Origin of the sequence: Algibacillus agarilyticus, assembly GCF_003286125.1 — a bacterium.
GTDB classification, from domain to species: Bacteria; Pseudomonadota; Gammaproteobacteria; order Enterobacterales; family Alteromonadaceae; genus Algibacillus; species Algibacillus agarilyticus.
In genome coordinates, this window is record NZ_QMED01000010.1 from 56,039 (window position 1) to 78,047 (window position 22,009).

Genomic DNA, 22,009 nt, shown 5'->3' on the forward strand with positions numbered 1-22,009 from the left:
TATGATTCTCTATTCTTGTTATTTTCCACCAAAGCCACCACGCGAGCTACTTTTGCTACTTCGAAAACTCGAGTTGTTAGCAAAATTGCTAGACTTTTGGCTAGTGGTTGATTTGTATGTTGAAGTCGACTTAGTCGAAGGCGCGGTACTTTTATAAGTTGAAGGCTTAGCATAAGCACTTTGAAACGACTTAGCCGCTCGCTGCGAAGTTAAACTGCTAGAAGACACTCGACTCGCCCCCGTTTTACTGGTGGCATACGCACTTTTAAATTGACCCTTGCCTCGGTAATTTTTAGCTACACGTTGTTCTGTTTGCACTTGCTTTTTTATTTGTCCAGGCGATGAATAACGATAGCGTCCATAATCATGGTAATAACTATAATCTCGGCGGCTAGACCAATCGCTGTAATGAATGCGGCGGCGAGAATCAAACATATCACCCACATTACTAATCAACGCATACATGCCATACCATTCCCAAAAAGACATGCCTGAATTATCGGTGCGCCAATTTCCATAAGCCGGATTACCAACGAGCTGACTACCCGCACCAAAATCGGCTGCGCCATTGGCTTTTATGCTGGCTTCACGACTAATCGCATTAACACGAGCAAGTTTGCCTTCACTCAAATCCGCTAATACATTTAACGGATCTGATAACACGTCATTAAATAATTCAGGGCTCGCCGCTTGGTACAAGTTCTCTAACTCATGTAAACGTTCTTCAGGTACGCTAAAAGCAGCCGGGTTGTGCTTAGCCACTTGGAAGCGATCAACTAAATTAGTATAAAGCGGACCTTTTAGACCACTATCTTTCGCTAATTCTTGCGTAATTGTTTTCAACTCCGGACGGAGTATCTGCAATTGCGAGGCGTAATCACGAATTAGATTAGCATTACGAACTTGCCCATCTGATAATCGCTGTGATAATTTTTTTATTTGCATGTCTACTAATTCGATCTGTGTTTCTATTTTAGCTTGCAATGGATCACCACAACCTAAAAGCACAAATACGGGTAAAAACATGATTAACCATTTAAATACTGGCAATGCTATTGACCTCCCTTTAAAAAAACTCAAAATACTTGCTATTATTTTTATTGAGTATACCTAAGCTTCTACTAATAAGTAATTTATAAGCAATACAAATTACTCTCCAACACTACACAATGTCGTGTATTTTATAAAATGAAAATTGAGCGCTAACTATGACGATAACGGATAACACCCAATGGCGACCGAGTATTACCCAATGGTCAGCATTACCAGCCACTTTACAATCGCAAGCCGACTTGCCTTGGCAAGCATTAACTCAAGCTCACCCCGCATTTTTAAACTTACCCGCTTCACAAATAGATTTACTCAAATGGCATTTTTCAATGAGTCAATTTATAGCGGATTCTTGCATAAAAGCGAATAAATGTTTAATACCTTTACTCAATAATACACTGTCATCAGAACGCTTAGCCGACATTGAACAAGAGCTAAGCACTCAACTGCAACAAATTACGACAGAAGATGAATTACGAAAGCTCATTCGCCAAATTAGACGCGAACAAATGCTCATTATTGCTTGGCGTGATCTCAATGGTCAAGCAACATTAGATGAATCATTCAAACACATCTCAGGCTTAGCTGAACTTTTAATTTCGTATACGTTAAATTGGCTTTATCAACACTACCAAAGTAAATGGGGGAAACCTACCAATGCTGCAGGTGAAGAGCAAGCATTCTATGTACTGGGTATGGGCAAACTCGGCGGCGGCGAACTCAATTTTTCATCCGATATTGATCTCATCTTTTGTTACCCCGACTCGGGCTACACCCAAGGCGGTACAAAAGAGCTTGATAATCAAAGCTACTTTACCCGGTTAGGGCAAAAACTGATCGCGGCCCTAAACCAACAAACGATGGACGGGTTTGTTTATCGAGTTGATATGCGCTTGCGACCTAATGGCGAATCAGGGCCTCTCGCCATGAGCTTTGCCATGTTAGAAGATTATTATCAGTCTCAAGGTCGTGATTGGGAACGTTACGCCATGATCAAAGCCAAAATAATAACGTCTAAGCAATGGTATAAAACCCCAACTTATAACGAATTAGCGCAACTCTACCGCCCCTTTGTTTATCGTAAATATATCGATTTTTCTGCCATCGATTCATTACGAAAAATGAAAAAACTCATCAGCCAAGAAGTTAAACGTAAAGGGCTACAAGACAATATAAAACTTGGGGCGGGCGGGATCCGTGAAATTGAATTTATCGCGCAAACTTTTCAACTGATTCGCGGCGGTCAAGATCCTAGCCTTAGATTACATTCAACTCGTGCCGCCTTAAAGCAAATCGCACTCGGTGGTGAACTCCCCAGCGAACAGGTAGACATATTATTATCGGCTTATGCATTTTTGCGTAAAACAGAGCATGTTTTACAAGAATTAAACGATGCACAAACCCAAACATTACCCAGCGATGAGCACGATCAGCTACGCCTTGCGATCGTTTGTGGCTTTAATCATTACTCCGATTTTTATACCGAACTCACTGCACAATTAGCTAAAGTGCATCAAGTCTTTAAATCTGTGATTGCCGACCCCGAAACCCAACACGAACATGAAGCAGAATTTGATTACTGGCTTGACGGCGTTAAACCAGAAACGATTCAAGAACATATAGAACACACTCATTCGCATTTAAACCATGTAGCCATTGCAGAGCAGATTATTCAGGCGAAAGAGACACTCGATAAACGACATATTGGCCCGCGAGGTCGAGACGTTTTACATCGCTTAATGCCTTGGCTAATCGACGAAATACTCAACTACGATCACCCCGAAATGACTCTATCACGGGTTGCTAAATTTATATCGGCGATTTCAACACGCACAACGTATTTAGAATTATTACAAGAAAACGCCAAAGCTTGTCACCAACTCATCAAGCTACTCGAAGCCAGCCCTTGGATTTTTGAGCAGCTTTGTAAACATCCTGTATTACTTGATGAATTGATCGATCCTGAACAACTCTACAAAGTTTATAACAAAGCACAATATGCCGATGATTTGCGTCAAAAGTTATTAAGAGTTGAGCCTGACGATTTAGAATTACAAATGGAAACACTTCGACATTTTAAAAACACGCAACAACTGCGAATTGCAGCCGCTGATGTCAGTGGGATATTACCTGTGATGAAAGTAAGTGATCACTTAACCTGGCTAGCCGAAACCATATTAGATCAAGTAATGCATTTGGCTTGGCAACCTATGGTCGCTAAACACGGAAACCCCGAAAATTTAAGCAACACGAATGATAAAGGTTTTTCGATATTAGGTTACGGCAAACTTGGTGGCTGGGAACTAGGTTACGGTAGTGATCTCGATATGGTTTTTGTACATAATCAAGACATCAACACCAATACCACGGGCGATAATAACGGTGCTCGCAGCATTAGTATTCCACAATTTTACATTCGCTTTGCGCAAAAAATGATTCATTTAATGGCGACACGAACACACTCAGGCATTTTATATGAAGTCGATATGCGTCTACGTCCGTCAGGTAATTCAGGCTTATTAGTCACATCAGTGCAAGGCTTTGAAGACTATCAAAAAAATGATGCATGGACATGGGAACATCAAGCACTCGTGCGCTGTAGAAGTGTCGCCGGTGATCAAAATCTAGCCCAAACATTAAATGATGTGCGTCATCGAATACTTTGCATGCTGCGAGAATCGCATCAGTTACAAAAAGAAGTAACCGAAATGCGCGACAAAATGCGTAAACATTTAGCTAAAGGCACAGAAACAGAGTTTGATATAAAACAAGACACAGGCGGGATCGCCGATATTGAGTTTATTACCCAATACTTAGTGCTCAATTATAGCGAGCACCACCCGGCATTAACACAGTGGTCAGACAATGTACGTATATTAGAAACAGCGGAAAAAAACCAAATAATCAGCCCAGAACAAGCTGAAACATTAATCGAAAGCTATCTAACATTACGTAATAAAGGCCATCGTCTTGCACTTGCGCAGCAAGAAGTGATAACAGAGGCACAAGCCTTTCAGCAAATACGAGAAAGTGTGATTAAAGTTTGGCAATCAATTTTAGAAAACACATGAAAATATTAAATAAGTAAAAGACTCAATAAAATTAACAGGTTGCTTAACTGACTATTTAAGCAACCTATTTTTATTTACGTCATTAACGTAGAGTGGCAGATGCTATAACGGTTTTACATTAACCGCTTGAGGCCCTTTTTGACCGTCTTCAACTTCAAATTCAACCGATTGACCTTCGTTCAACGTTTTGAAACCAGTGCCAGTGATCGCGCGAAAATGCACAAAAACATCATTTCCACTATCTCGCTCTAAAAAACCAAACCCTTTTTTCTCATTGAACCATTTTACACGGCCTGTTGTTGTCGCCATTTTATAACTCCGTTATTTTAAAGCTAAGGTGATTCAATTGGCGCAGCTTAACAGCGAAAAAACGCTAAAACTAACATTGAACTCACTTAGACATATTATTATGTATATCGATGGCGTAACGCCAGATCGATGATGTGCTGAAAGATGCAGATACTACTTAGGGTTAAACAAGCGGCGATATCCAGAAATGTCATCGAAACTGCTATAACTTAAGTTGCTGTATTCTGTACCAGCAACTAAAAGTATAAACCACATTATTAACTTGTAAACTCAAAAAACATGACACTTTTATTTACCGTATAAATCTATATTTATCATTATCTTACCTGTATTAACATCGAGTTAATCATGTTGATAAATAAGAATACAGTTTCTATAACCACTTATTTCTTGAGTTTTAATTAATGTTAAATTTAAACTTGAAAAATGTGCTTGCAATAAATTGAGTTCAAAGCGCGTTTCAGGCATAAAATTAATATACAGATAACCACCAACCGCTAAATGCTGGCAGATCTGCTGACAATAAGCACGAGTTAGTAAATTCATACTAGAGGCTTGCTGACTGTATATATCACTAATGATCAAATTGTATTTTGCTGAGCTTTGTTCTAAATAAGCTAACCCGGTGTCGAGTACACAATGTATTTTATGCTCATCAGGGTTAAAATGATCTTGGAACAGTTGTAACACCGCCAAACTCGGATCAACCACTTTATAGCTAAACTGGGGGTAATACGTTTTAAGATAACGAAAATGACTTCCCCCGCCCAACCCAACTTCTAACACACTGGCATCAAGCGGTAATTCACACAGCAATGGAATTAAAGGTTGTTGATGAGGAAACAAGAGTTCAGCTTGATCAGCAAAGCCCATAACAGATTGCACCGTCCCATTTAGCGTTAACCAACGGTATTGCACATTTTGATTAACCTGCCACTGAGCACTACTTTCAATTTTCATGGCGAGTAATGAGTCAGGCACTAAACTTTTTTTCAGGTCGACAAGCACAAATAAAGCGTTTAATCTCAATTGATAGATAAAACAATTAAAGCACGCTTTTACTCATGTATCGAATAATTACACCAAAAACAGCAGAAGATCTTGCACGATACTACCAATTTCGTTGGCAAATGTTACGTCAACCTTTGGGCTTGCCCGAGGGTTCAGAGAAAGATGAATACGACAATTTAGCAGAACATCGCATGGTTGTTGATTTACAAGGTGAGATAATTGCCGTTGCGCGTTTACATTTGAACTCTTCAGACGAGGTACAAATCCGTCATACCGCGGTTAAAGCCAATAAACGTAATCAAGGTTTAGGCTCTTTGATCATGACAACGCTAGAAGAAGCCGCCAAAAAAATGGGCGTTCAACGTGTTACGCTGTTTGCCCGAGATGACTCTATCGGCTTTTATGAAAAATGCGGCTATGAAGTCAGTGGGGAAGCGCCACAAGAAAAAGGTGGTGTTGATCGTTGTCAGATGATCAAAACCATTCCGGACAAACCGCACTTTTTACGTCATCCTAAATGGTGTGAAGAATTACAAAAAATTTGGGATAAAGAGATCCCCGTTGCGCATTTAATGGGGATAAAAGTATACCAATTCACAGGCTATTTATTAGAAACACGAGCGGCACTCAACGCTAATTTAAATTTGCATGGCACCATGTTCGCCGGCTCGATTTATTCGCTAGCAACATTAAGCGGCTGGGGCTTAATCCATCTGATGTTAAAAGAAAAAGGCCTAGAAGGTGAAATTGTATTAGGTGATGGTAACATTCATTATCACAAACCGATCACGAGTGTACCCAGAGCTCTTTGCCATCTAAGCTCTGTTGAAGGTGATTTAAAAGGTTTAAAGAGAGGACGTAAAGTCAGATTGCGTTTAAAAGTCAGTATTATGGATGAAGATAAGGCCGTAGCTGAATTTTTTGGTGTTTATGTCATATTACCAAAAACCGTTATACCTCAAATTGCCAATGAGCCAAATCAATAAATTGAAGCCACGCCCAAAGGACGTGGTTTTAATTTTTAATAAAGAATAAAGAATAAAGAATAAAGCTCAGATTGCTATTTTCTGAGCTTATACCCTAGCGACTTAGATAAAAACCGCTATTTTTCTTGTAACCAGCGCGCAGCCTGCAAAGCAAAATACGTTAAAATACCATCGGCCCCAGCACGCTTAAACGCGAGTAACGACTCCATGACACAGGCTTTTTCGTCTAGCCAACCATTCTGAATCGCCGCCATATGCATCGCATATTCACCCGAAACTTGATATGCAAATGTCGGTACCCCGAATTCATCTTTAACACGACGCACAATATCTAAATAAGGCATACCCGGTTTAACCATCACCATGTCTGCACCTTCTAACAAGTCTTGCGCCACCTCTTGTATGGCTTCATCACTATTAGCCGGATCCATTTGATAACTATATTTATTGCCTCCTTTTAAATTGCCAGCAGAACCAACCGCATCTCTAAAAGGACCATAATAACTCGAGGCATATTTTGCCGAATAAGCTAATATTTTCGTATTCACATAACCCTGAGCTTCTAATGCTTGACGAATAGCGCCTACACGACCATCCATCATATCAGATGGTGCCACAACATCAGCGCCCGCTTCAGCATGCGACAAGGCTTGTTTAACTAATACGTCAACGGTAGCATCATTTAGAACATAGCCGGCTTCATCTATAATGCCATCTTGACCATGCTCGGTGAACGGGTCTAAAGCAACATCAGTGATGACCCCTAATTCCGGAAACTCCGTTTTTAAGGCACGAATGGCTTTTTGAGCTAAGCCATCTTCGGCATAAGCTTCTTCAGCATTCAATGATTTCATCGCATCAGAAACAACAGGAAACAGCGCAATGGCTGGTACACCTAACTCAACTAATTCGGCGGCCTCTTTTAGCAATAAATCAATCGATTTTCGTTCAACGCCAGGCATCGACTCTACCACTTCAACTCGATTTTTACCTTCAACAACAAACACAGGATAAATTAAATCATTAACACTTAATGCATTTTCTGACATAAGACGACGTGAAAAATCATTTGCACGCATGCGTCGTTTACGAGAAGCCGGAAATTGATTAAAAGCGCGAGTTGTCATAATGCTCTCCTTGAGTTGATTAATTTGAAACGACCACTTTATTACGGCCGGTTTGTTTAGCTTGATATAATGCATCATCAGCCGATTTAAGCAGATCAGCTTCTGATTTTTTGCCACTAGCAATGCAGGATGCCACACCAGCGCTGATGGTTATACTTAACGCACCGCCACAGGTATGGAGATCTTTCTCAGTAATTTGTTGACGAATATCTTCAGCCATTTGCAAACCGCCTTCAGCTTCAGTCGCCGGTAAAATTAAAGCAAACTCTTCGCCGCCATAACGACAAATAGCATCTGTTGGGCGTTTTAACAGGCTCTCTGCTATTTTGGCCACTTGCCGGATCACATCATCACCCGCCTGATGACCATAGGTATCGTTAACGCGTTTAAAGTGATCAATATCAAGCATGATCACGGTTAAACAAGTTTGTTCTCGCCGTGAACGCCGATATTCAGCTAATAATTTTTTATCAAAAAAGCGCCGGTTACGGATCCCAGTGAGTGGGTCTAACGTACTTTTTTCCTCTAACTCTTGATTTTTTTCTTGTAGCTCACGCAAGGTAACCTCAAGCTCAAAAGTACGTTCTTGCACCATCGCTTCCAGCTCTTCTTGTTGCTCTATTTGCACTTCAATCAACTTAGCTTGGGCTTCGCTTGCATGCTGAGCTTGAATCAATGCTTCTTTTTGAGTCGCCAATGCATTAAAACGTTCTTCGCTGTAAGCAAAAGCCAACGCAATCGCCAACAACAACGTTTGACCAAACATCGCGATTAAAATAGCTTTAAACACATAATCGGCACCAAATAAACCAAACTGATTTAAGGCATAAAAAACCAAGAATAAAAAGGTAAATACCCAAGCCGAAATATAAGATTTAGCGCCTGAGATCGCCTGCTTGTATGCAATAAAACCAACACAAACAAACCCGATAACTAAGGTTAAACTTAACGTTAATGAGCCTAATGAAGCCAATTGATACGGTAAAAAAAAGCTCACTAGCAACCAAGTTGCACAGACAACAGTTAGGGTTCGTTTCACTTTTTTAATGCGCTTGGTGTAACCACTTTTCTGCAACTTAGGCATAAAATGTAAAGAAAATAGCAACATAGCGCAGAAAAACACACTACTCAAAGAAGAAGAAAACGCCCAATCATTAAACGAAAAACCATCAGGCCGACTATTAAGCCAACATAAAGACATCATCAAATAACCTGCGTAATATAAAAATCGAATGCCTTTAGTTGTAAAATAAAGTAATACACCGCCAATAAAAACAGCTAGTAAAAAGCCGGTAAAAAGCAAACTCATATGTTGATGCAAGTTATTAATTTCAGCTCGTTCTGCCAATGCAGGAAAAGAGCTAAACAGAAAGCCAATAATGAAAAGCCAAGCAAATCGCCATTTACTCTCCTGACCTAACATGGCTTGAGATCCAAGTTAAAAAAGTCACAACTGTTAGACCATAATTGAGCGGCAAGCCATAATTCATCTACTTGGCGCTCTTGTGCAATAGTTTTAAGAATATGAGGTAAAAAAGCCGGCTCATTACGTCTATTTTTAGGTTTGTTAACAAGATCGCGAGGCAATAAAAAGGGCGCATCGGTTTCGATAAGCAGTCGATCGGCAGGGACTTTCTTTGTTAATTCTTTTACCGCGAGCCCACGGCGTTCATCACAGATCCAGCCAGTAAAACCAATATAAAATCCCATATCTAAATAATCATAGAGCTCTGATTCAGTGCCCGTAAAGCAATGAACAACGGCTTTACTTAAGTTGGTTTGATAAGGGCTAATAATTGCTTTAAAACGCTCATGTGCGTCACGCTGATGCATAAATAATGGTGCATTGAGCTCAACAGCTAACTCAACTTGTTGTTCAAAGATACGTTCTTGGATCGGTCGTGGAGAGAAGTCACGGTTAAAATCAAGACCACACTCGCCTATCGCAACCACATTTTTATATTGAGTAAACAGCTGTTGCAATTGGGCTATAAAATTATCCGGAGCTTCTTTGGCATCATGCGGGTGGATCCCAGCGGTAGAATATAAGCACGAGCTAAACTCTTGTGCTAATTCAGCCGCCAGTTTAGATTCATGCATATTCGTGCCAGTCGCGATCATCACTTCAACACCGTGATCGAGCGCACGCGCTAATACGGCACGATAGTCCGCAGCAAACTGCTTATTGGTAATGTTTATTCCGACATCAATTAATTTCATGCTACTTGATACGCTTCACTCTAATTTGGTCTTGATACCATAGCGGGCTTATTAGCTAATTTTAAAGGCAGCCCGTTTGTTTTCACTGACGTAACGCTGTTGCTATCTATCAGTTCAAAGCATCATTATGATGGCTCTTGTTCATTTTCAAGGTCATCATCTTCTGTGTCTTTTGGCTGATAAAAACGGCTACACAAAACGCCCACTTCAAACAAAAACCACATCGGCAACGCCAATAATGTTTGTGAAATAATATCAGGTGGTGTTAGCAGCATACCCAATACAAAAACACCAACAACGACATATGGACGTTTTTCAGTTAATTTTTTAGCCGTCGTGACGCCTGCCCAAACCATTAAAATAATCGCCACGGGTATTTCAAATGCCAAACCAAACGCGAAGAAAATCTTCAAAACAAAGTCTAAGTAGCTGCTAATGTCTGTTGCGATCGTGACGCCTTCGGGGGCAATTTGAGTAAAAAAACCAAACGCGAGCGGAAAAACCACAAAATAGGCAAAAGCGATACCGGCATAAAAAAGTAAAGATGATGAAAACAGTAGCGGTAAAATTAAACGCTTTTCATGTTTATACAAACCTGGGGCTATAAAACTCCAAATTTGATGCAACACCACCGGGATAGCCACAAAAAATGACAACACCATGGTTAATTTAAAAGGGGTTAAAAAGGGTGCAGCAACGCCTGTCGCGATCATGCTACTTGAATCAGGTAATACATCGAGTAAAGGCTTAGAGACCCAAAAATAGATATCGTTAGCAAAGTAAACCAAGCAACAAAAAACAATAATAACCGCCGCAACGATCCTTAAAAGTCTATTGCGCAGCTCGATTAAATGGCTAATAAATGGCTGTTGTTCACTTGTCATTTGTGTTTTCAGATGTTTTTGGTTGTGAAGAATGTAGAGCGGTAGACACATCATCAGCAGCCGACTTCAGCTCAGCAAGTGCGTCACTTTCTCGGCTATTTAAATTTTGCATACTTTTTTGCTCTGCTTGTTTTAGTTGCTCATGTAACTCATGGACTCTTAATTCATGATTAATTTCGGATTTAACCGAATTAACCGTTTGCTTTATGTTAGTAAAAGTACGACTAACACTGCGTATCGCACCAGGCAATCGCTCTGGTCCTAATACCAATAAAGCAATAACAGCAACAAAAATGAGTTCCCAAAACCCAATATCAAACACTTAATCTACTCTACTTTGCTTTTGTCTTTATTAACAACCGCTTCAGATTCAGTGAATTTCGCATCACTTTTATCTTCCATCACTTGAACTGATTCATCTTCTTTCTCTGCCGCTTTTTCAGGTGTTAATTCATCTTTAAACCCTTTAACCGCGCCACCTAAATCTTTACCTAATGAACTCAATTTTTTAGATCCAAACACTAAAACAACAATTAACAATATGATAAGCAATTGCCAAATACTAATTCCGCCCATAAATTTCTACCTATATCTACTTTAATCAAATTAACTGAAATGTATCTTACACGTGATAATCAACGTATCGATACTATACTTATTTTTATTCATCTAAATAACTTAATATGCCTTGTTAAACAAAGAGGCGATCAAAACATTAAATATTAGCCTTAACTATTAATAAAAGCCTTATTAATACACCAACATATTGTTTTAATTGCTTTAACGTCTTTTTACATTCAACATTTAGAGTTGTTCAGACACATTCACTTGGTGTGATAAAAACATTTTAATGGAGCTCGCTTGTATTTACCAACAAAGTATTTGATCTTCGGCATACTAATTACATTAAATGGGCAATTATTTGCACAAGAAAAGCCTTTGCCTTGGTTAGATCAATTTCATGTTGATGTGAGTAACTCTTTATTCAATAGCGCAGACTGGTTCGATAATTTTTTTGCAGATGAGCATATCGCTGATTTAGAAACGCAAGCAAGTGCAAAAATACGCATTGGCTGGGAACCTAAAGAACATGATCTCGCTAAATTGAAAACTCGAGTTAGGCTACGATTACGTTTACCTAACTTTAAACGTAAAGTAGATCTGATTTTTGATGACTATGAAGAAGTAAAACAAGAAGGGGTAACCGAAGAGCTCATTAATGAATCAAGAAATAAACAACAATCATCCGACTTTAATGTTGCGCTGCGTTGGATACATAAGTCAGATAAAAAACATTACTTTTCAACACGTATTGGTTTAGCGAGTCATCCAGATATATACGCTAGAGCCTTGTATCGCTATATTTGGCAAACCTCTAAAAACACAAATATTGTATTACAACCTTCAATTTACTATTACGCAGATCAAGGACATGCTGAACGTTTGTCTGTCAATTTTGAAGCCAGTACAACAGACACGGATTTATTCCAATTTAATAATAGTTGGCGTTATATACAAGAACGCGACAAAGTTGACTGGTCACACAGCGTAGCTTACTTAACTCAGCTAACCCAAACTCAAGCGCTTATATCCAGTATATTTGTAAATGGCATAACCAACAATGGCTACCATCTTGAAAATAAAGGTATCTCGATACGATATCGAATACAGTCATCACGCACTTGGTTGTTTTTTGAGGTTGAACCTTTTATACACTGGCCTGAAAGTGAAGATTTTGAGCAAACAGCGGGAATAGCATTGCGAGTTGAAGGCCGATTTTATCAATAATGATAAAAACCAACCCAGATTGATAAATGTAAAAACCCATATGATTATACTGCGTTAAGGTTAATTAAGCCTCTAACCACAACGTGACGGGGCCATCATTAACTAAAGCCACTTTCATGTCGGCTCTAAATGTGCCGGTTTGAGTAGTGATGCCTTGCTTTTTTATTGCCGCGACAAATTCAAGGTAAAGTTCATTTGCCCATTGTGGTTCGGCTGCGCCAGAAAAGCTCGGACGAGTCCCTTTTTTAGTATCGGCAGCCAATGTAAATTGCGAAACCACTAAAATCTCGCCTTCAACATTGCGCACATTTAGGTTCGTTTTGCCTTGCTCATCTTCAAAAATGCGATAGCCGACAACACGCTCTGCCAGACGTTGAGCTTGGGCTAATGTATCGCCTTTTTCAACGCCAATAAAAACCAATATACCTTGATTAATTTGCCCAACAATATTATTTTCAACGGTTACACTGGCTTGTGAAACCCGCTGTAAGAGTACCTTCATACTTTTTACCTTTGATTATAAATTTAAGCAATATCGATGAATGCTTTTGATGCTCGGCAAAACGCTTTAGCGATACCCGGCTCGGCCACAGAGTGACCGGCTTCAGGAATAATCTGTAAATGACTATTTGACCATACTTGATGTAAAGACCACGCTTGCTTTAAGTCACAGACAGCATCATATCGACCATGAATAATAGTCGCAGGAATATGGGCAATCTTATCCATATTTAACAAGATTTGATTTTCTTCAATAAAAGATTGGTGTCGAAAATAATGACACTCGAGCAAAGCCATCGGCAAACAATTTTGCTTTTCAGCTAAGTCTGCTTCATTATTCGCATTAAAATTTATACGAGAGATTCGATATTCCCATAGCGCCCATTGCCGAGCCGCATTTAATTGCTCTAGTTCATTATGGCTCGATAATTTAGGCCAATACGCCTCAATCGGATTCTCATCAACTTTAACTAGACGATTGAAGTGTTGATATTGATCGGGAAATAAACAAGCTGCGCCGCCATTTGGATAATATAACCACTCGATATCTTGCTGACGAGCCAAAAAAACACTTCTTAAAATCATGCCTTTAACACGCTCAGCAAAAGCTTGTGCATATAACAAAGCCAATGTTGTGCCCCATGAGCCCCCCGTAACAAACCACTTATCTATAGCTAAATGTTGACGAATTGCTTCAATATCATTAATGAGATCATGAGTTGTATTTGCTTGGGTAGACAAATAAGGGCGAGATTGCCCACAACCGCGCTGGTCGAATAAAATAATGCGATATTTCGCAGGGTCAAACAAACTACGGTACAGCGCAGATGAGCCACCACCAGGCCCACCGTGTAAATAAATAATAGGGATCCCTTCAAGCGAACCCGATTGTTCAATATAAATTTCATGACCATCACTAACCGGCAGCCACTCTTGATGAAACGGTTTAATCGGTGGATAAAACATAAGGTCTAGGGCCTTTAAAACGCTTTTTTCGAGTAGGACGCGCATTTAACCAGTAAACGATTTGTGCCCCCATTAATACAATATTCCAAACTAAAAATAACCATAAACAAAAAATGGGTAAAATAGCGAGAGAACCATATAAGTCATCGTAGGTGGGTACATAGAATAGATATAAGTTAAATCCCCATTTAGCCAATTCAAAAACCACACTACAAAATAAAGCACCGATTAAAGCAGGCTTCACCTTAATTTTTTTCATGGGTAAATAGTAATAAAGCACAAAAAAGTAGGCCGAGGATAACAGCAGAGGCACAACGCTCAAAAAGAGTGAAAAACCTTTAACATCATCAAGTAAACGACTCGTTGCAATGGTTGAGCTAATGATAACACTCGTCGCGATCACTAATGAACCAACCACAACAACAGATAAATACAATGGTAGCGCTTTTTTAAAGGGTCGTCGGCGTCGCACCACAAAAATACGATTAATTTCAAAATCGACGGTTTTCAATAACGATAAAACAATAATACCTAATGCCACAAAGCTTAATACAGAAGAGCCCTGCACATTATCCAAAAATTGATGCAGGTAGGTTTGAATATGCGAACTCGACTCCGGTAAAAAATTAAGAACGATAAACCGTTCGATATCCCCCATAAATTGCTGGAAAAAAGGCAACATAGCCAATAACGATAACGAAATCACAAATAAAGGTACAATAGCGAGTAACGAAATAAAGGCTAAATGACCGGCAACAGTACCAATTTCATCATGTTGGCATTTATTAAAAAAATTTTTAATAACCCACCAGTAAACTAAATATTTATAGCGCATGTAATTATAAAAACCGTTTAAGAAATTCGATAGAAGGCGCAAAAAAAGCGGCTCCGGTTTCAGCTTGGGTATAATTCAGTAGTCGATCATAATGACCACGGCCATCTCCCTCAATCATGCTTTTTAGCATTTGTTTAAACGGGTTAGGATCGTGACACAACGATATAAAAAACAAACCCTGTACTCGCATTGTGCCATAAGGCATAGATTGACGTAATATTTCAATCGATTCACCTAGGCCATTCTTTAAGTTAGTCCGTTTAGTATGCGAAAAAGCCGGTTTTTCAGCACTTGGGTACTCAATGTTATCGGATTTAGTTCGGCCTATGATATCTTCTTGTTGTTTTGTTGGGATCTCGTGCCATGTATCCATACGATGACGGTAACGTTGAATGTGTACATAACTGCCACCCGCAAAAAGTGGGTCGGTTTTATGATCAACTAAAGCGACTCTACGACGTTTTTCACCATGTGGATTTTCGGTCCCATCGACAAACCCTGTTAAATCACGACCATCTAAATAACGAAAACCTTTAACCTGTTCGATAAGCTTAAGCGAATCGGCAAATAACTCACAGACATGCGTGCCAACCAGATGATTAACGTCTACTCGGTCTGAACGAATATGAACAAAAATATCGTAAGGTGTATGCGGTGCAACCCTGCTTTCAACCGCCATACCGGGGAAAGCAGCTAATCGATTAGGTCTTCCTTCAGGAAACAAAACCGACCAATATTCAGAGCCTATTGCAACAAATGAACTCAGCTCGCTCTCTGAATATTCATCGACATAATCATTTATCATCGGGTGAAAACAAGCAAGATGATGCCTTATGAGAGCCTCTGTGCCCGGTTCAGCTTCAAACAATAAATATAAACTATGTAAATTCGCCTCGGCTAACAAACCAGGTTGATGACGCATATTTAAAAACCTATGAACCCATAAAACAGCTAAATAACGAGTGAATAAAGTGATTGAGCATAACCTAAACAACCCTATTTTACGAATTTTGCAACAATTAGGTTATAACGGCGTGGGTAAATTGCTGCAACTCCATTTTTAATGCCGTGATCTGCGGCTCTAATAATTGAATATTTTGCTCTTTAAGTGCAGATTCAATCAATGCGGCTATTTGTGTAATTTTGGGGTAACCAAACCCACCAGCACTGCCTTTTAAACTGTGAGCTAGAGCTTGGCATTGTTCCCATTTTTCATCAGTGTAGGCTTGTATAATTTCATCAATTAAAGCAGGCAATGCTTTAATAAACGCTTGGGTTAACTGTTGATACTCGATAGATTGACTCATATCGATTAATTCAACATCGTTATTAAGCTCTCCAAGCGTGTGGTTAATAGCGGTAAATAAATCTTGTTGATCTATTGGTTTCGCCACCGTTGCGTTGCAACCTTGCTCTTCATATAACGCAATTTCATCTTTCATTATATTAGCGGTTAATGCGATCACCGGCGCTTCAAAGCCCATGGTACGTAACATTTGCGTTGCTTCTAAGCCTCCCATAACTGGCATTTGCATGTCCATTAATACTAAATCATAATCATTAGTTAACGCCGCTTCTACAGCAAGCGAACCGTTATCGACAATATCAACGGTAAAGCCGCGCTTTTCTAGTAACAATTTAACTAAACGTTGATTGTCTTGATTATCCTCTGCAACTAAAATGTGCGCAGCAGTGGCCTCACTTATGCGTTTATTTTGCTGATAATGATCCAGTTCAATTAATGGAAACTCGTCCAACCAATTAATATCGCTTAATGACAAACCAATATTTAATGTCACTTCAAAACGACTACCGATGCCTTTAGCACTTTGCACGGTTATATTGCCGCCTAACAATACAGCCAAACGTTTTGATATACATAAACCTAAACCGGTGCCACCAAAATTACGCGTCGTGCTGGTATCGGCTTGTTCAAAAGGGTTAAATATTTTATCTAACTCATCACTCGACATACCAATACCGGTGTCAATAACTTGAATGATAATGTGACCGGTTTGTGGTTGAGCTTTTACATTAACATCAACCTTTCCTTCCATCGTGAATTTAACAGCATTAGAGCACAAGTTAAGCAATATTTGCTTTATTCGCATTGCATCTGATTTGATAACATCTGGCAACGGGAAGTCATAATTAATCGTAAACTCAAGCTCTTTATCTTTTGCACAAACCGCAATAACCGGTTCGATATCCATTAATACAGTAAATAAGCTAAGTGTCTTATATTCTAATTCAAGTTTCTCGGCTTCAATTTTAGACAAATCGAGTATGTTATTAATTAATCCTAATAAGTGGCTACTATTACGAAGGACCGTTGAAATGTTTTTTTCACGCTCTTCTTTAGTGCATTCTTCAATAAGCAACTGCTCAGTAAAGCCAATTATCGCGGTCAGGGGGGTTCTTATTTCATGACTCATGTTGGCTAAAAAGCGACTTTTCATTTGATTCGCATTATCGGCTTCGATAATCGCTTGTTTTAATTGGGCATTAGCCGCATGTAAGTCTTCTGTGCGCGCGGAAACTTGTTGCTCCATGGAATATTGATAACGTTCAACTTGTGTTTGATAGTTTTTGAGTCGGGTCGCCATCACTCTAAACTCGTTAAATAAATCGCCCAGCTCATCTTCACTCGCGAATTCAAATTGCAAATCAAATTCACCTTTACCTATTTTTTTACTCGCACGACTCAACTCTTCAACCGGCCAAACAAGTAATTTACGCAGAATAATAAAAATAACAGTGGGAATGGTGAAAATAGACACAACCAATAACAATAATGCAAATAGCGTTATATTTTGCGCATCGTTATAAAGTTTATTGTAGGGTACAGCAGAAAAATAATGCATATCATCAGTGAGTCGGGTACTAAAATGAACATAACGCTCTGCACCTAAAAAGTTAAGGACTTCCGATGATGCATTGCCACTTTTCTCAATTGCTAATAATTCAGCTAATTCTGCTGGCGAGAGTTGCACATTTATAAATTCGGGTTGAGAGCTTTGAAATACGCGCCCCGAATCGGTATATAACAAATTGACCGCATCATCAAAAAGCTTGTCGTTAATACTTTGAAATAATAAGGCGGGCTGCAAATTAATCGCAACATAACCCCATAAAATGACATCATTTGTATCAAAATCAACTTGATGAATTTTTTGAATATAATGAATGTTAAATGCGCTACCTTGATTTAGCACCAAGACTTGCTGCTCATTCATAATAGAATCTAATGTCGGCTTGATATAAGAAGCTTGAGACTCTGAAAACAAATCAGCACTGTAAAATGCAATGTTATCACCTGTATTAGAGATTAATTCGACACTCGCGATTTCAGGGTAAGCTTCGGTATAGCTTGAAAAAACAGCAAGCAAGTCACCTAAACGAGATTCATAAAAAGAGGATTGTAAGGGTGTTGTGATCAAACGCTCTAAAATAGGCGAGCGAGACAATAAACCAAGTGTTTGACCATATAAAGAAATGATACTATCTATTTTTTGCTTATTTTGTGCAACATTATGCTTAACAACTAACTCAGATTGTTTCTTGGCGGATAAGTTAGAATTAATAAGTGTAAACCCACCTAACACGAGTAAAGGTGCGATCACTAAAGGGATAACATACCGTATAAGTTTATAACTGAGCTGGTGTTTTCTCATCTTATGAGCTTACTAAATCCATGTTTAAGCACTATTTTTATATTAATCTTTTTATAACATGAATGCATCGTATTATACAGCGACTTAAAATCACAAGGACACATGCGTTAAAACCACTCGTTTTATAAACAAAGTGAGTGTAAATTATAGCGTTAATTTTAGATTTGTGGCTTTCAAATTCCACAGCTCAAGACTCTACCCTATATAAAAAGCGTATATTGCAGTGACTTGAGTGTAAAATAGTTTGTAAACACCGACATAAAAGGAGTGATCACGTATGAGTAATTCAATCAATACTATGAAAAAACATTGTGAAGTGATAACTTTGCACTCTATGCTACAATATTAAAAACGAATTTAAATGGATTTAGGTCAATAACAGTATGCTCCCTAGCGTTTTGCACCCAATCAATATTAGCGTAGAAAGACGTTTACTCGCCTTATGCTTAATATTCTTTACCTGTAAGTTAACGGCTGTAGAGTTACCAGACGACCTGCAAGCAGTATTGTTATCAAAACTGCTGCCTTATGAGCAAAGTATTGTGCAGCAATCTCAAGATTTAAATATATTTATTATTAACTCCCCAGGGATCTTTCAAGCCTTTAGCCGCTTAAAAACCAACAGCAATATCAAGTTCAGCAAAATAAAACAAGGCGATACACTGCCAGAAGAGCATTACCAACTCATTTATTTAAATGATGAAAAAAATTTAGCGGGGGCAATGCAATACGCTCGAGAACACAATGCGATAATAGCCACAGGGCAAGTCGAGTTAGTTAAGAAAGGCGCAACAATTGGAACGGGCACAGAAAAAGGCAAGCCTAAATTTTATCTTAATTTATCTTCATCTTTCGCCGCTAAATTACATTGGGATCCGAAAGTCTTAAAAATAGTAAAAACCTACCCTTAGCTAAGCCTTAAACAGGTATCTTCTGCTTTCAATTTAACTTACGTACAAAGATAAAATCAAGCAAACAGATACTCAGGTTACATCAAGATGCAGGGTTCGCTCGGCATTTAAATGGTTTAGCTATAACTTCTCATCCTGCTCACGCCAAAAAACACCTGCATTCCTGTGACGTGGCAAACAAGTCCATGTTTAGCATGGTTAAATTAAACACGCTTACCGCATTGATCACTTTAGACCGACCCTAAGATTATAAACTAACGCTCAACTTTAAGTATATTTGGCGACCAGGCTGTGGATGATAAGCGGGTATAAAACCAGCAGGGTTAGGGTTAGTCAAAACATCATACTCAGTTTCATCACTTGAGCCATCTTGTCTACCGACACCATAATATTGTGCATCAAATAAATTTTCGATTTGTAAAGAAGGCCTCATGTTTAAACCCGATACCGAAAACGTTTTTCCGCTGACCTTCAAGTTGAACTTAGTGTAACTCGGCGCTACATGTTCAAAATAACCATTTGCAGGATGTACCGTTCTGTCGCCTACATAATTCATTCTGATATCAATATTATAATCGTCAGAATCGTAATTTAAGCCAAGGTTGAACTTGTGAGAGGCGGAATTATTAATGCCTGAATAGCCATTACCATTATCACCTTCATTAAAGTGATAATTTACATAGCTTTTAAATTGGCTAGTGAAGCGTAAATCAGAGCTAAAACTATAACCTAAAACTTTATGTTGTTCGGTGTTAGCATAAACACTGCCACTATCACCATTAAGCCCATCTAAAGGCACTAAGGTAATAAGGTCCGACATATCAGAATAAAAAACAGATGCGTTAAAGCTCATACCATCAAGCCAACTGACTTTATCATCTAACCAACTACCTTGCATGATAACTTCATAAGTGCTGATCTCTTCTGGCTTTAATTCATTGTTGCCTCTAAACTCATCCGTCAATTCAAAGATAGAAGGCTCTCTAAATGCTTGACCATATAAAAATTTCAAATTGAGTTGCTCAAACAGTTTGGTCGGCATTTTATAAATAAACGCTACGCGGGGGTTAAGCGTACTGCCAAAATCATCACTTTTGTCATATCGCAAACCTAAACTATAATTCCACCGGGCGCTCAGCGTTGAGTCATAGATAGCATATAATGCTTGCTCGTTAACAACATCTACCGCTTGTGTTTCAACCGCACCTAAACGTTTGTTTTCGCCCTGAGTAGCATGTAACCAAGAAGAAGAGGTGATCGCATCATGTCCTTGCTGCATATTACCTAGAAAGGCTATTTGATTCATTTTATCACTTTGCATGACTCTAAAACCGAGCACCAAAGCGCTTTCATCATTATGACGCCATTCAATTTGCTCTTCTAGTCCCACTTGTGAATTAAAGCTATGGTAACTCTTTGTTAACTCTGAAAATTGATAAGTATATCGAAATGCCGTTTCAGGTTTTTGCCTATTTTCTCTATACCATGTTCTTGTTTTTGATAAGAATTTTTGGTTTATCCGGTAATCTAAATCAAAATACAGGTGCTTGCCGGTGTGATGAGACTTAAAGGTATCCAACCAAGATTGATATTCATAATTAGGTACATAACTCGCTAAACCTTCTTCTTTATCCCATAAATAAGCACCTGCACTTAATTTGCTGATCCCTTGTAGTCGGTTTTCTTCTTCTGGTGAAAAATAACTGACATTGCCCCTCAATGCCCAAATATTTTTTTCTGTATTAAATCCACCCGGCATCAATTCGCCAGCTGAAGGATGATTTACATCCGTTTGGTAATTACCATCCACATAAGCTTGAGTTTGCATTTGAGGCCATTCGTGGCCCGAAAAATAACCTTGTGGATCATAGCGATCACCCTGATCGCCCTGAGTCGTATAATGTTTTAACGCCGCATTAATATTAATGTTTTTAAATTGGCCATGGTGAGTGAAAGTAATGCTACGGGTATTGTTTTGCCCGGCTATAACATCAAGCGACGAGGATGTCATCGATACTTGTTTTTTAGTGATAAAATGAATGACGCCCGAAAACGCATTCGCACCATAAGCAGCAGAACCAGGGCCTTGGATTATTTCAATACGATCTAAATCAGCAAAGATATTTTCTTCACCCCAAAGCTGAGACCAATTAAAAGCAATATGGTTTTGCACTACACCATCTAATAAAACAAGTAATTTGGGGTTTCCAGGGCCGCCACCGACCCCGCGGTTAGCACTATGAGTCGGATATTCACCTCCGCCATCTTCATAGGTAGAAAAATCAAAACCCGGGATATCTTGCAAAACTTCAACTAAATTATTATAGCCACGTTGAGTTATTTGCAGCTGCGTTATCACCGTAATATTGGCAGGAGAATCGATAAGGCGCTGTTTAGTACGAGAAGGGGTAATGACATCAAGCTCGAGTAATTCAGAAAGCGACATCCCTTCTAACGTTTCGAAAGACAAAGACGTTAATTCGGTATCAGTGCGGGCATGCGACCAAGTTGAAAATAAAGATAACGATAATATCGCTAAAGTACGACTTAAAAATTGACTATTAACATCCATGAAATAAGTATTGTTCAGGCCTGAAAGTTAAATTAATTGTATACAGAAATCTAAGATCTGTCTGCTTAAATGATAAAAAACAAAGCATTAAAAACTAAAAAGCC

At 38.9% G+C, this 22,009-nt stretch carries 19 protein-coding genes; 4 read left to right on the forward strand and 15 right to left on the reverse strand.

The genetic code is table 11. From position 1 onward, the window contains the following. Window positions 1–18: 18 nt before the first annotated feature. The gene (locus tag DPX34_RS09805) at window positions 19–1,050 is read right to left on the reverse strand and encodes a hypothetical protein (RefSeq protein ID WP_232824701.1); all 1,032 of its coding nucleotides are present in this window, start codon (window positions 1,048–1,050) and stop codon (window positions 19–21) included. A gap of 158 nt (window positions 1,051–1,208) precedes the next feature. On the opposite strand from DPX34_RS09805, the gene glnE reads away from it, so the two are divergent. Next, entirely contained in the window at window positions 1,209–4,121 is a 2,913-nt protein-coding gene (glnE, locus tag DPX34_RS09810; protein ID WP_111978249.1) for a bifunctional [glutamate--ammonia ligase]-adenylyl-L-tyrosine phosphorylase/[glutamate--ammonia-ligase] adenylyltransferase, read from the forward strand. 102 nt (window positions 4,122–4,223) lie between these two features. Here the strand turns inward: glnE and DPX34_RS09815 are convergent, their stop codons facing one another. After that, complete coding sequence (locus DPX34_RS09815; protein ID WP_111978250.1) at window positions 4,224–4,430, reverse strand: cold-shock protein; 207 nt, start codon at window positions 4,428–4,430, stop codon at window positions 4,224–4,226. 342 nt (window positions 4,431–4,772) lie between these two features. Then, a complete protein-coding gene (locus DPX34_RS09820) occupies window positions 4,773–5,411 on the reverse strand; it encodes a spermidine synthase (RefSeq protein ID WP_232824702.1) in 639 nt (212 codons plus the stop codon). Window positions 5,412–5,494: 83 nt separating this feature from the next. Between DPX34_RS09820 and DPX34_RS09825 the strand changes: the two genes are divergently transcribed. Continuing rightward, window positions 5,495–6,427: a bifunctional GNAT family N-acetyltransferase/hotdog fold thioesterase gene (locus DPX34_RS09825; protein WP_111978252.1), complete on the forward strand. Its 933-nt coding sequence runs from the start codon at window positions 5,495–5,497 to the stop codon at window positions 6,425–6,427. 116 nt (window positions 6,428–6,543) lie between these two features. On the opposite strand, the gene hemB is transcribed toward DPX34_RS09825, so the two are convergent. The 6 genes from hemB to tatA form a co-directional block, all read right to left on the reverse strand. Next, complete coding sequence (hemB, locus tag DPX34_RS09830) at window positions 6,544–7,554, reverse strand: porphobilinogen synthase (protein WP_111978253.1); 1,011 nt, start codon at window positions 7,552–7,554, stop codon at window positions 6,544–6,546. A 19-nt stretch (window positions 7,555–7,573) separates the two neighbouring features. Further along, entirely contained in the window at window positions 7,574–8,977 is a 1,404-nt protein-coding gene (locus tag DPX34_RS09835; RefSeq protein ID WP_111978254.1) for a sensor domain-containing diguanylate cyclase, read from the reverse strand. Then, on the reverse strand, window positions 8,971–9,774 hold the full coding sequence (locus DPX34_RS09840) for a TatD family hydrolase (protein ID WP_111978255.1): 804 nt from the start codon (window positions 9,772–9,774) through the stop codon (window positions 8,971–8,973). The genes DPX34_RS09835 and DPX34_RS09840 overlap by 7 nt, the downstream gene beginning before the upstream one ends. Window positions 9,775–9,899: 125 nt before the next feature. Further along, the gene (gene tatC, locus DPX34_RS09845) at window positions 9,900–10,658 is read right to left on the reverse strand and encodes a twin-arginine translocase subunit TatC (protein ID WP_111978256.1); all 759 of its coding nucleotides are present in this window, start codon (window positions 10,656–10,658) and stop codon (window positions 9,900–9,902) included. Then, window positions 10,648–10,980: a Sec-independent protein translocase protein TatB gene (tatB, locus tag DPX34_RS09850; RefSeq protein WP_157964684.1), complete on the reverse strand. Its 333-nt coding sequence runs from the start codon at window positions 10,978–10,980 to the stop codon at window positions 10,648–10,650. The genes tatC and tatB overlap by 11 nt, the downstream gene beginning before the upstream one ends. A 5-nt stretch (window positions 10,981–10,985) precedes the next feature. Further along, window positions 10,986–11,234, reverse strand: a complete 249-nt coding sequence (tatA, locus tag DPX34_RS09855) for a twin-arginine translocase TatA/TatE family subunit (protein WP_111978257.1) — start codon at window positions 11,232–11,234, stop codon at window positions 10,986–10,988. Between the two features lie 285 nt (window positions 11,235–11,519). Between tatA and DPX34_RS09860 the strand changes: the two genes are divergently transcribed. Continuing rightward, window positions 11,520–12,446 (forward strand): hypothetical protein, encoded by a 927-nt coding sequence (locus tag DPX34_RS09860; protein WP_111978258.1) that lies wholly within the window; start codon window positions 11,520–11,522, stop codon window positions 12,444–12,446. A 64-nt stretch (window positions 12,447–12,510) separates the two neighbouring features. Here the strand turns inward: DPX34_RS09860 and dtd are convergent, their stop codons facing one another. The 5 genes from dtd to DPX34_RS09885 all read right to left on the reverse strand — a co-directional run bounded on the left by dtd (window position 12,511) and on the right by DPX34_RS09885 (window position 18,422). Further along, window positions 12,511–12,948, reverse strand: a complete 438-nt coding sequence (gene dtd, locus DPX34_RS09865) for a D-aminoacyl-tRNA deacylase (protein ID WP_111978259.1) — start codon at window positions 12,946–12,948, stop codon at window positions 12,511–12,513. A gap of 23 nt (window positions 12,949–12,971) precedes the next feature. After that, window positions 12,972–13,913: a prolyl aminopeptidase gene (gene pip / locus DPX34_RS09870; RefSeq protein ID WP_111978260.1), complete on the reverse strand. Its 942-nt coding sequence runs from the start codon at window positions 13,911–13,913 to the stop codon at window positions 12,972–12,974. Further along, on the reverse strand, window positions 13,894–14,748 hold the full coding sequence (locus DPX34_RS09875; RefSeq protein WP_111978261.1) for a YihY family inner membrane protein: 855 nt from the start codon (window positions 14,746–14,748) through the stop codon (window positions 13,894–13,896). The genes pip and DPX34_RS09875 overlap by 20 nt, the downstream gene beginning before the upstream one ends. 4 nt (window positions 14,749–14,752) lie before the next feature. Continuing rightward, on the reverse strand, window positions 14,753–15,670 hold the full coding sequence (locus DPX34_RS09880; protein ID WP_111978262.1) for a Dyp-type peroxidase: 918 nt from the start codon (window positions 15,668–15,670) through the stop codon (window positions 14,753–14,755). Window positions 15,671–15,767: 97 nt separating this feature from the next. Continuing rightward, complete coding sequence (locus DPX34_RS09885; protein WP_111978263.1) at window positions 15,768–18,422, reverse strand: ATP-binding protein; 2,655 nt, start codon at window positions 18,420–18,422, stop codon at window positions 15,768–15,770. A 383-nt stretch (window positions 18,423–18,805) separates the two neighbouring features. On the opposite strand from DPX34_RS09885, the gene DPX34_RS09890 reads away from it, so the two are divergent. Further along, entirely contained in the window at window positions 18,806–19,333 is a 528-nt protein-coding gene (locus DPX34_RS09890; protein ID WP_111978264.1) for a YfiR/HmsC family protein, read from the forward strand. A 247-nt stretch (window positions 19,334–19,580) separates the two neighbouring features. Here DPX34_RS09890 and DPX34_RS09895 read toward each other — a convergent pair whose 3' ends face one another. Next, window positions 19,581–21,905 carry a TonB-dependent receptor plug domain-containing protein gene (locus DPX34_RS09895; protein ID WP_111978265.1) on the reverse strand — a complete coding sequence of 775 codons (2,325 nt, stop codon included), beginning with the start codon at window positions 21,903–21,905 and terminating at the stop codon, window positions 19,581–19,583. Window positions 21,906–22,009 lie beyond the last annotated feature (104 nt).